Origin of the sequence: Mesorhizobium sp. M7D.F.Ca.US.005.01.1.1 (genome assembly GCF_003952545.1) — a bacterium.
GTDB classification, from domain to species: domain Bacteria; phylum Pseudomonadota; class Alphaproteobacteria; order Rhizobiales; family Rhizobiaceae; genus Mesorhizobium; species Mesorhizobium loti.
In genome coordinates, this window is the sequence record NZ_CP034453.1 from 5,340,778 (window position 1) to 5,352,208 (window position 11,431).

Sequence of the window (11,431 nt, forward strand, 5' to 3'; positions counted from 1 at the left end):
CCATCTGAATCGAGACCCAAACCATTTGACCAGCAACCCCCTCCTCGACGCCACGGGCGTCGCCAAGAATTACGGCGCGGTTGCGGCCCTTCGCAACGCGTCGCTGTCCGTCCTGCCCGGCGAGGTGCACGCCCTGATGGGCGCCAATGGCGCCGGCAAGTCGACGCTGGTGAAAATCCTGACCGGCGCTATTTCTGCCAATGCCGGCCGCATCCTGATCCGGGGCGAGGCGCGCGACATACGCTCGCCCGCCGCCGCGCGCCGCGCCGGCCTGCTGCCCGTCTATCAGGAACCATCGCTGATCCCCGATCTCGACGTGCTGTCCAATCTGCGGCTGACCGGCACGCCGGTCGAGCCGTTCCGCGCCTGGGTGCGCGAACTCGGCATTCCCGACCTCGATATCCGCGACACCGCGCGCGACATCCCGCTGGCCGTGCTGCGCGTGCTCGATCTGGCGCGTGCGCTGGCCGTCGAGCCCGACGTGCTGCTGCTCGACGAGATGACCGCCGCCCTGCCCGCCAACCTCGCCGAAAAAGTGCTGGAAGTGGTGCGCCGCCAGGGCGACAGCGGCCGCGCCGTGATCTTCATTTCGCACCGCTTCGTCGAAATCTCGGCACTGTGCGACCGCGCCACCGTACTACGCGACGGCGAGACTGTCGGCGTCGTCGACATCGTGCCGGGCGTCGAGGAAAAGATCGTCGAGCTGATGCTCGGCACCCGCATCGTCAAGACCCACGTCGCCGCGCGCAGCGCCGCCCAGAAGGCCGCGCCCGCCCCTGCCCGCCCGCGACTCTCCGTGCGAAATTTGCGCGTCGGCACCAAGCTCAACGACGTCTCCTTCGATCTCGCCGATGGTGAGGTCGCGGGCGTCGTCGCGCTCGAAGGCCAAGGCCAGGACGAGCTGTTTTCCGCCCTTGCCGGTTCGATCCGGCCATCGGGCGGCACCATCGAAGTCGACGGCAGCCCCGCAAAATTCTCGCACCCGATCGACGCCATCCGCGCCGGCATCGCTTATGTGCCGGGCGACCGCGCCGAGGCGCTCGCCATGCAGCGCTCGGTGCGCGAGAACATCGCCCTGCCCTTCAGCGCCGCGCTGCGCAACTGGGGGCCGATCAACATGCGCCGCGAGCGCGCCAAGGTGGTCAGCGCCATCGAGCGGCTGCAGATCGACACCCGCGCGCAAGGCGAGGTGCAGCGCCTGTCCGGCGGCAACCAGCAGAAGGTGACGATTGCCCGCTGGATCGCCGCGGACGCCCGCACCATCCTGTGCTTCGACCCGACGCGCGGCATCGATGTCGGCACCAAGCAGGAGATCTATCATCTGGTGCGCGAGCTTGCCGGTCACGGCAAGTCGGTGCTGTTCTACACCTCCGAGCTGGAAGAGGTGCAGCGTGTCTGCGACCGCGTCATCGTCATCTTCGGCGGCCGCGTCGTCGACATCTTCCCTGTAGAGGAGGCCGACGAGCCGGCGCTGATGCGCGCCGCCTACGGCCTGCCGCGCGGCGCCAAGGCCGATATCGGCATATTGGCCGATCCCCAGTCCCCGTCTTCGGGGACGAACCCATGAGCCATTTCCTGCGCCGCCAGGGCTGGGTATCAGGCTTGTTCGCCCTCTTCGTCGCCCTGTTCATCATCACCAAACTGATCCAGCCGGCCTATGGCAGCGGCGATTTCGGCTCGCTCGCACGCGCCGTTTTGCCTTACGCTTTCGCCGTCGCCGCGCAGACGGTCGTGGTCATCGCCGGCGGCATCGACCTGTCGGTCGCCGCCATGATGGCGCTGACCAGCGTCACCGCCGCTTCGATGATGGCCGGCGCCTCGGAAGAATACGCGCTGTTCGTGGTGCCCTTCGTGCTGGCCATGGGTTTCGTGCTCGGCGCCGTCAACGGCATGCTGATCGTCGTCACCCGCGTGCCCGACATCGTCGTCACGCTGGCCACTTTGTTCGTGCTGCAGGGCGCTGCCCTGCTGGTGCTCGACGCGCCGGGTGGCGGCGCCGCCGAATGGCTGAAGGGGCTGATCTCGGGCACCGTGCCGATACCGGGCCTGCCCGACAGCATCGACGCCTGGCTGCCGAAGGCGCTGCTGGTGCTGATCGTCTGCCTGTGCATCATCTGGATACCGCTCCGGCGCTCGCGCCTCGGCCTCTCCATCTATGCCATCGGCTCGAGCGAGCTGGCTGCGTTCCGCTCGGGCGTGCCTGTCAAGCGCACCCGCATCATCGCCTATGCGCTGTCGGGCCTGTTCGCGGCCATGGGCGGGCTGGCGCTGACCATGAGCACCGGCATCGGCGCGCCCATTCCCGGCCCCTATCTGCTCGCCAGCGTCGCGGCGGTGGTGCTGGGCGGTGTGGCGCTCGGCGGCGGCAAGGGCGGCCTGCTCGGCCCCATCGTTGCCGTCTTCGTGCTGCGTCTGGTGCGCACGGACCTCACGCTGCTCGCCATCGACCCCAACGTCACCGCCATCATCGAAGGCGCCATCATGGTCGCCGTGGTGATGTTCGGCGCGTTTATTACGATGCGGGGGCGGCAGTGATGGGTGCGATGATAGTGCCCTTTGCGAGGCAATCGCGTGTGAAAGGCCCCCTCATCCGGCCGCTTCGCGTCCACCTTCTCCCCGGTGGGGAGAAGAGAAGAGCATCGACGCCGGCCCCCTCCTCTCCCCTCGGGGAGAGGTCGGATTGCCCCGAATTGCCCTTCGCAATTCGGTTGGCAATCCGGGTGAGGGGGACTTTGCGCCGATGCGATCTCTCTGTCCCCACCCCATCGCGAACCGGACCCACCCCATGAGCACCACCGCGATCACGCCTCCGCCCGTCCCCCTCGGCCGCCGCCTAAAACGCTTCATGGCCGACCGGCCGCTGATCCCGCTGATCATCCTGCTGGTCATCCTGGTGGTGATCCTGCAGATCCTGCGCCCCGGCATCGTCAACGAGCGCTGGATCGCCAACACCATCAAATTCGCCATCCCCTTGGCGATCCTCGCCGGCTGCCAGACCATGACCATGCTGACTGGCGGCATCGACCTCTCGGTCGGCACGGTGGCGACGATGAGCGCCTTCATCATGGCGACGCAAGTCGTCAACCAGGACCCGGCGGTGGCTTTCCTCTTGGCGATGATGCCGGCGGTGCTGATCGGCCTCGTCAACGGCATCGGCGTCGGCGTCTTCCGCGTCCACCCGCTGATCATGACGCTGGGCACCAGCCTGATCGGCACCGGCTGCCTGCAGGTCTACCAGCGCACGGTGATCGCGTCGGGCGCAAAAATCCCCGACTTCCTCGCCTGGCTCGGCACCGGCCTGACCTGGGGCATCCCCAACGCGCTGCTTTTGTTCGTGCCGCTGGCCGCGCTGATCGTCTTCACGCTCGCCCGCACCGGCTTCGGCCGCCTGCTCTACGCCGTTGGCGACAATGAGCGCGCAACACGCCTGTCCGGCGTGCAATACTGGCAGGTCATCACAGCGCTTTATGTGATCTCCAGCGTGCTCGCCGGCATCACCGGCCTGCTCTATATCGGTCTGATCAAGGCCCCTTCGCTGTCCCTCGCCGAACCACTGGTGCTGCCCTCGGTGGCCGCCGCCGTGATCGGCGGCACCTCGATCTTCGGCGGCCGCGGCGGCTACACCGGCACCATCATCGGCGCGCTGATCCTGACCGTGCTGACGACGCTGCTGACGATCTTGCAGATGCCGGAGGGGGCGAGACGGATCCTGTTCGGGCTGATCGTGCTGTTCGTGACGGCGGCTTATTTGCGGATTGTGGAGGAGAGGTAGTTCATTAGTTGACTAGCCGCAGTTGGCCGGAAGCGGGCGGTCGGCTTTTTGGCGCCCGAGCTTGGAGAGCGGACTCTCGCTGACGACGCAGTTCGAAGTTTGACCGGATAGATTCTGCTCCTATTGGGTTTTCGCTGAGGGTTTGGCTAAGCGACGGTCGATGGCCATCAGATTCAGCGGGGGGCTTCCTGTAAAAGATAGGCTGGATTACATGAATGTAGAGTTGCGGGCTGGATGGGTTGCGAGATGCTGGAAGGCAAGAAATTTGACGTCGAGCATGCGCTAATCCTCTATGCGCTTAGCTATGTCACGCTACCGGCCGAAGGACTCTATGATCGCGAGCGCCGCGAAAAGTTTGCTGAAGTTACAAGGAAATGCCACATCTACATTGTGGGTTTCGTGCCAAAGATGGACCTGGTGAATATTACACTCGAGGGCCGGGACCTTCGGATGTCATTCAATGTTTTGGGTAAGCCATACGATTTGGTGTGGTTGATGGACAAAGGGGTGTCGCTCGTTTGGAAGGACGAACAATGGTTTCTGTCCAAAGATGGCAGGCTTGCAAGCCCACCCCCGTTGGACGTATGCACAGTAAGACTTAACGAGAAGTTCGGAACGGGAAGATTCTTAGTTAAGTATATCGGGCAGGCTTATGGCAAAAATGGCTCACGCAACGCGCTAGATCGTTTGATGAAGCATGAGAAATTGCAAGAGATTGCTTTGCTATTAAGGGCGTTCCCGACGGCTACCGCTTCCAGGTTCTGATGCTGGCTATGCTGGCTATTGCACCTGTTAATCAAGTCGTTACAGTTTTCAACCCACGTGCCGAGGACGACTCCCAAGGCGAGAATCGCATTCGCTATGGGCTCGACAAGCTATTTGGGACGACGGAAAAGGAACGTGTTGCTCTCTATGAGGCTTCCCTCATTCGCTACTTTCTACCGACCTTCAATCGCGAATTCTCCGACAGTTTCCCATCGACGAACTTGAAAATACTACAGGATTGTTACGAGAAAGATTTTTCGGCTGTCAGTGCAGAGATCAACTTCGACGACTTTCCGTTCTCGCTGTACTCGGAGACAATTACTGCTAAGGAGAAACACTTGGCATACTTCGACCTTCACGAGGATCAGGCACGCAAGGTCTTTTTCGCAGAGGTATAATCCGGCGCAACCAAGCTGTTGTGGCATCATGAAAACAGGAGTTTCCACAAATGGCGACCTCAAAACAAACTCGCGGACGTCACCCTTAGTCAGATCTCGGTTCCCTCTGTAACACGATGACCGCGAGCTTCAAAGAAAAGCCGGAGAGCGTACGAGGACGCGCTGATCGAAAATTGGGTCCCCAAGTTCCGACATTGATCAAATCTCATCCGATACTTATTCAGCTGATACCCAGCTTGCTGAAAAATATCTTGTTCCGCATTTCCGCGTCGCGAAGGAGCTTCGTCCAGCTGATGACCTCCATGTAGAGGTTGTTGTTGCCGAACCAGCGGAACCAGCCTAGCCCGTCCGGCATGGGCGTAAACTCCTTCTCGGAGTGAAGCCATTTCCTTACCTTGGCGGTGAGGTCGCACACGACGTATCCGTAAAACGGCGTAGTGTCGTTCACGAGGATGTCGCGCCCGGTCGGCGTTTTGAACTTCCCCTCCCTAATCTGGTTGACGTAGCGCACAATCTGCTGGACCGGATCTTCCTTTGAAGACGGGTCCGCAAAATTGTCCCTCTGGGGCTTCTTGAACTCAAAGATGGTGATAGGGTTGCTAGATTCGTTTTCGCCGCGAAACGCGACGCGCCTGTTGTAGACCGTTATGTCCGTCCGGTCCCCATTTGACTTGTTCAGCGGCTTGTCAGACGAAACATACGATGAAAAATTTAAACGCTCGTCCAGAATCCAGAGGTTGTGCGCATCGTAGTCAAGGTCTTCCGAGTCCTTCTTGCGCCGCATGATAATGTCGTGAACATCGCCCTCTGATTTGTGCTTTCCGTCAGCGTCGATTTCCAGAGACCTGGAAAACAGGTCGAGCACGCATTTGCGCATCGAAACGTAATGTATAAGATCGTTCTTGCTGGTTTCCGAAATGCTTTCCATCAGTTGTGTGATTTTCTCGCTCAGCTCGCCTGGGTTATCCGATTTCAGGACCGCTGCGACTTGGGTGCGCGTTATCACCTCCTTCTCGTATTTCTTCTTTTGAAGGTGCAGCTCGATGTCCTGGTTTGACGGCCGCATCGGCAGCGCGCTGAAATCTACCTCGTTCGCAAGGGTCCGATGCCAGGGCGCGTCGGACGAAACATACTCCGCGATCCGCGCTTCCTTGCGGCTCTTTCTCTCGGCAATCTCCGACCCAACGGCGGATTGGGCGATTTCGGCGGCCTTCTGTTCAATGGCGTTCTGCGAAATTCCGCTGAGTAGATCCGCATCGGTCTGGAAACGAAACTCCCCGCGTTCCAGCGACACGTTGTCGTTGAGATAGTCCCCGAACACGTAGGCCTTGATGACAAAGTTGCGGCCTTTAGATAGGTCTCCGCCCGGACCCGGCTCGTAAAACTCCTCACCGAATTCGGGGATATGGGATTGCAGCGGGTTGTCGGTCACCTCGCGGCGATGTGCAACAAGGCTGACTTTACTCTTGGCCGACCTTGGCGAATAGAACTTGAAGACACGAACCTGGAATGCCCTCTCTTCCTCGTTTGCCTTGAGCAAGAATGTGCCGTTTTCAACCTTCATCTCGACGATCTGGCTGCTGTCCTTGCCCAGATAGTCGTTAAGCGACAGCGTGCCGGATGCGTCCTTTGCCTCACGAATGACAACGGAGGGGCAGGCGCGATCCTTATCAACGAAGTACGGAAGAAGTCTCTCCACTACCACACGGCTGATCGTTTCGAGCCGCTTGTCCGGAAATTTCACCGACCTGATGTGGGAAACTTCGATGACGCTCCCCGTGTCCGTCGCGTTCGAATCGGCGACCTTTTCGTCGACGATGATGTCCTTGTCGAGGCCCATCCGAAAAGAGCGGTCCTGAAAGCCGCGACCGTCCTGGAACGTGCTTGATACCTTCACCCGGTCGAAGTACTTCAGGCAGGTGAACCGTCCGAAACCCTTGCCGCCATCGGCGATCTTCTGCTCGGTGTATAGGGTGTCGAAAGAGTCCCGATTGACCTTTGTAAAGCCGATGCCGTTGTCTTTGACCACGAACCCGTCAACGTCTTCCAGGCGGTCGATGATGTCCGCCTGTCCGTTTCGTAGGACCTCGATCTGAACAAGGCCGTTCACGGCGCCTTTTTCGTCGATGGCATGGATCGCGTTGACGACCAGTTCGACAAGCGGCGTGTAGACGTTGGTGCCCGACCTGATGTTATCGACCAGCCTTTTGACGTTGACGTTGCTCATGCCTGTATACCGAGTGGCGAGAGGGCACGAGAGAATGGCTGCGGTTTCCAGCAGCTCACGACGACGCTATTTCGTAACTCGCGTTTCTGCTTGATCCGCATCAACATCAGTCCTTAAAGCCGGGATGTAGCGATGGACAAACATCTACTCAGCGAAGGTCGATCCGCAGAGCAATAGATGTCAGAAGTCACCTAAACTGTTTTCAGACGACTGCTATTTGGCGTCAAACCCGCGTTCAACCTCTGCACATATAATGTCCGCTTTTGTGGAACAATCTCGCTGTGTAAGGACTGATGCGCACTACTGTCTCGTTCGAACTGGCCGAGAGCGGTTCGCCTGGTCTCGGCTGACAGGCCAAAATCCCTCGGTGCTCAAGCCCTCAAGTCACTAATCCGGATCGCCTGTCCTCACCTGCTCCACCCAGTCCAATACCCCATCGAATACCTCGTCTTTCACCCTAATCCAGCGGCCCGACTTCACACGCGCGACCAGCGTTTTCAGAGCCCGGACAAATTCGACTTCGGATCTGAAGCGATGCGTGAAAGCGTGAAACGAATTGTAGTCCATCACCATACCGCCACCGTTTAGAACCGAGAGCTTTTTGCAAGCGGTAGCGTACGCTTCGCCCTCGTCGTCAAACAGCTCTTTCACGATCGCGAGCCCGATCACCTCGAGCTTTTCCAGCGAAACGTCCAGATCGTTATCGGCGACAACCAACTTCGCTGTTGTTTCCCGCGAGAGATAGCGAGCGGCGCCGTTGATTTGCCTTATCGCGTCATCGATCTGGCTATGTGTGGAGCGCCGTTTCCTATCGATCGTGCGAGTGATGCCTGCTTCGGTAGTAGGGCTGTCCTTAGCTTGGATGAGAATCGCCAATTCGTCGGTCAGAACGAGGTGGTCCAGGATTTCCTTGAAGGTGTCCTTGCGCCTCGGGTTCATTATGATCTGTTGAGGTTTGAACGCACGCAGCAGGCAAGCCGAAATGTCACGCTCCTGATGATAGCCTGGATCGGTTCTCGTGAGGGTATCTCGGCGGTATCCTGAGCTACCTTGATAGCCATTCACCTGCGGTGTCATGTCGAGGACGAATATATCTTGAGGAGAGAGCTCCTCCTTGAATACTGCCTGGATAGTGCATTCGTCGTCTCCCCGGGTGCGGTTAGCAAACCAATCATTCAACACACTATGGATGCTCTTCACCGTCTCCCGATGGTATGCAAGAAGGTGAATCTCCTCGTCGCCAACCAGGCAGCTACCGTTGTCCTCCAGAATTGCCCTGAAGCTCATCCACTCGTAATTATGTTCGTCGAAGAAGTAGATATCGACTTCCTCATATTTAAGGATTTCAATGATGCCTCGGGAGAAACCGTCGTCGCCGAATAACGGAGTTCTGATAGTCAGCGGCGCGTCATCATCATCGAAAAACGCTGTGATGAGCGAGGTAGTAATGACCGTCGATGAGGGAAGCGCGGGTAGGTAGAACGACAGGCCCCCATGGATCTTGGCGGCCAAGATCGCCTCTTTCTGCGTCTTGATAACCAGCGAAAACTGCTCATCATCAGCCAATCGAAGCGGCATCAAGCCGCCCGCAAATTCGGCAATCAGTAATTTCATCTCTGGATGAAGGACGGTCAACCGCATCAGCTATCCATATCACCCTCGATAGAAGCAGATAGTTACACGAATGTCAGCTTACGAGTCGGCCGCGCGTTTTCTAGTATGCCTGACAAGGGCCGCAAAGCAGACGTTGAACTAGCGTGAGCGCAACGTGTCGATCCGCAACTGACTTTATCCGAGCCCGAGAATTACGGTGACAGAGCACTCTCTACATCGCCTTATCGGCTAATCACCCACCCCGCACCATCCCCCCAATCCCCTCCAGCAGCACCCCCTGCTCCCCCACCCAGAACCAGTGATCCTCCCCCTCCACCTCGACAAACCGTGCCCCCGGTATCCGCCCCGCCAGATACCGCCCGGCCTCGACCCGCACCGCCCGGTCACCCGTGCGGTGCAGCACAAGCGTCTTGGCGGAGACTTTTGACAGCAGCAGCCGCACATCGGCATCGCGCAGCGCCTGCAGCAGGCCGGCGACGGCGCCGGGGCTGGAGGCGGCCCTGAGCAGGCCGGCCCACCAGGCGCGCGCCTGGCGGTCGGCGGCGACGCTGGGCGCGAAGGTTTCGATTTCCGCCGGGCCGCCCCAGCCGGCGAGCAGGCGCTGTTGCCAGAGATCGTATTGCGCCGCTGTGAGCGCGAAGGGATAGTCGGGCGCGTGGCTGCCCTTGGCGAGCGAACCCCACAGAACCAGGCCGGTCAGCCGGTCGGGGTGGTCGACGGCAAAGCGGATGCAGCCCGGCCCGCCCTCCGAGGCGCCGACGAGCAGGGCGCGGCGGCTGCCGGCCGCATCCATCACCGCCAGAATGTCGCGCGCGGTGGCCTCGACGGTCGGGCGGGCGCCGACGCGGTCGGACAGGCCCATGCCGCGCCGGTCGAACAGGATCAGCCGGCCGAGCCGCGACACAGCATTGAGCCAGGCGCGGCAGCTCCTGTCTTCCCAGATGCGCTCGACATGCGAGATGAAGCCGGGCACCAGCACGATATCGGCCGGGCCGCTGCCTACGGTCTGGTAGGCGATATGGATGCCGTCCACCGCGACATAGCGGGTTCTCGGCACCTCGGCATCGCTCGCGCGCAGCAGAGCGAGCGTGGCGGGGTCCGGCGCCACGCCGAGTTCGTCGCGCAGCAGCCGCGTGCAGGTTTCGCCCTGGCGCTCGGCCGCCGCCCTGTCGCCGGCCGCCAGATGGGCGCGGATCAGATGGCGGTGTGCGCTTTCGCTCAGCGGGTCGAGGGCCGCAAGGCGCGTGGCGTGGACCACAGCGTCGCGCGGTTCGCCCCCGGCGATCTTGGCTTCCACCAGCCGCTCCAGCGCCTGCACCAGCCGGCTGCGCAAGGCCTCGCGGCGGAAGAACACCCATTCCTCGAACTCGGGACAGTCCGGCAGCGAGAAGCCGGCGAGATAGTCGCTGGTGTAGAGGCCGGCGGCATCGTCGAGAAGACCGGCGTCGCAGGCATGCTCGAAGGCGCTTGCATCGGCCTCGCCGGACAGCGGCGCGCGCACCACCAGGGATGCCGCACTGGCTGATATGACCTCCTCGCCGAACGCGATGCGGATCTTGTACAGCGTGCGCCGCAGCCGCGCGCGGGCGGCTTCCGGGTCGGCTTCGGGCCACAGCAGCGTGGCGGCGACCTCGCGCGCCACCGGTCCGCCGGCTTCGGCGAGGTAGATGACGAGCGCCGCCGCCTTGCGCAGGGCAAGCTCTATCGGCCGCCCGTTCAGCCGGAACTCCGGAAAACCCAGAAGTCTGAGTTGTATCAGCTCCATCGATCCGCACGCGGCCGGGCAAGGGTTTCGAGAGGACGTTGAGGGGACGCCGGCCGTCTATCCCCGGTTTCGAGCCGATCCGGCCCGATCAACTCCCTTGGAGCGAGAAATGTCACCGGTCAATACATCAAGCCACCGCACATCAGAACCGTTTGCCGGCGCCCCTGCCGCCAACACCGGCCATGGAGGCTGAGCCATGTGCCAGACCTGCCTCTCCTGGTACGCGCGCTGCGTCACCCCCTATTTCGTCCATGCCGGCTGTTCGGCCAGCGCCTTTTCGCGGATGCGCGGGCGCGTCATCCCGAGGGCCGAAGGTGTCGTCGTCGAGGTCGGCTTCGGCTCGGGCCTCAACCTGCCCTATTATGACGCCGCCAGGGTGGAGCGGCTGGTCGGCGTCGATCCCGACGGCACCATGCTCGGCCTCGCGGCACCGAAGAGCCGCGCCGCGCCCTTCGCCGTCGAATGCATCCGGGCCAGCGGCGAGAGCCTGCCTTTGGCCGATGGCTTCGCCGACACGGTGGTCGTCACCTATGCCTTCTGCACCATTCCGGACCCCGAGGCCGCGCTGAGCGAAATCCGGCGCATCCTGAAGCCGACGGGCCGGCTGATCTTCATCGAGCATGGCCAAGCCGAGGGACCGCGTTGCCGGAGGTGGCAGGAGCGCCTGAACCGGCTGTGGGGATCGATCGCCGGCGGCTGCCACCTCAACCGCGATCCGCTGCACCTGATCGGCGAGGCGGGCTTCCGCCTGCTCGAAGTCCAGCACGGGCGGTTTCCCCTGCCCTTCTGGCAATTGGGCAGCCATCACGCCGGCATCGCGGCGGCAGGCTGACCGGTCCTTGCCGGCCACCCTCACCGGAAACCGACGAGCGACCTCAGCATCGCCGCGG

Annotated in this window: 9 protein-coding genes; 6 read left to right on the forward strand and 3 right to left on the reverse strand. The window is 61.5% G+C overall.

Features of this window, described 5'->3' with window-relative positions; genetic code table 11:
• Positions 1 to 25 precede the first annotated feature (25 nt).
• From EJ076_RS25915 to EJ076_RS35490, 5 genes are all read left to right on the forward strand, one after another.
• A complete protein-coding gene (locus EJ076_RS25915) occupies positions 26 to 1,567 on the forward strand; it encodes a sugar ABC transporter ATP-binding protein (RefSeq protein WP_126069751.1) in 1,542 nt (513 codons plus the stop codon).
• On the forward strand, positions 1,564 to 2,535 hold the full coding sequence (locus tag EJ076_RS25920; RefSeq protein ID WP_109660751.1) for an ABC transporter permease: 972 nt from the start codon (positions 1,564 to 1,566) through the stop codon (positions 2,533 to 2,535). The genes EJ076_RS25915 and EJ076_RS25920 overlap by 4 nt, the downstream gene beginning before the upstream one ends.
• 250 nt (positions 2,536 to 2,785) lie before the next feature.
• A complete protein-coding gene (locus EJ076_RS25925) occupies positions 2,786 to 3,772 on the forward strand; it encodes an ABC transporter permease (RefSeq protein ID WP_126069752.1) in 987 nt (328 codons plus the stop codon).
• A gap of 246 nt (positions 3,773 to 4,018) precedes the next feature.
• Entirely contained in the window at positions 4,019 to 4,537 is a 519-nt protein-coding gene (locus EJ076_RS35485; protein WP_206438740.1) for a hypothetical protein, read from the forward strand.
• The gene (locus EJ076_RS35490; RefSeq protein WP_206438741.1) at positions 4,537 to 4,935 is read left to right on the forward strand and encodes a hypothetical protein; all 399 of its coding nucleotides are present in this window, start codon (positions 4,537 to 4,539) and stop codon (positions 4,933 to 4,935) included. Before EJ076_RS35485 ends, EJ076_RS35490 begins: the two co-directional genes overlap by 1 nt.
• 220 nt (positions 4,936 to 5,155) lie before the next feature.
• Here EJ076_RS35490 and EJ076_RS25935 read toward each other — a convergent pair whose 3' ends face one another.
• The 3 genes from EJ076_RS25935 to EJ076_RS25945 form a co-directional block, all read right to left on the reverse strand.
• Complete coding sequence (locus tag EJ076_RS25935) at positions 5,156 to 7,162, reverse strand: ATP-binding protein (RefSeq protein ID WP_126069753.1); 2,007 nt, start codon at positions 7,160 to 7,162, stop codon at positions 5,156 to 5,158.
• Between the two features lie 387 nt (positions 7,163 to 7,549).
• Positions 7,550 to 8,803 carry a hypothetical protein gene (locus tag EJ076_RS25940; protein ID WP_126069754.1) on the reverse strand — a complete coding sequence of 418 codons (1,254 nt, stop codon included), beginning with the start codon at positions 8,801 to 8,803 and terminating at the stop codon, positions 7,550 to 7,552.
• A gap of 205 nt (positions 8,804 to 9,008) precedes the next feature.
• Complete coding sequence (locus tag EJ076_RS25945; RefSeq protein ID WP_126069755.1) at positions 9,009 to 10,541, reverse strand: alpha/beta hydrolase; 1,533 nt, start codon at positions 10,539 to 10,541, stop codon at positions 9,009 to 9,011.
• Positions 10,542 to 10,737: 196 nt separating this feature from the next.
• Here EJ076_RS25945 and EJ076_RS25950 point away from each other — a divergent pair, with 196 nt between their 5' ends.
• Positions 10,738 to 11,373 carry a class I SAM-dependent methyltransferase gene (locus EJ076_RS25950; RefSeq protein ID WP_126069756.1) on the forward strand — a complete coding sequence of 212 codons (636 nt, stop codon included), beginning with the start codon at positions 10,738 to 10,740 and terminating at the stop codon, positions 11,371 to 11,373.
• Positions 11,374 to 11,431: the final 58 nt, after the last annotated feature.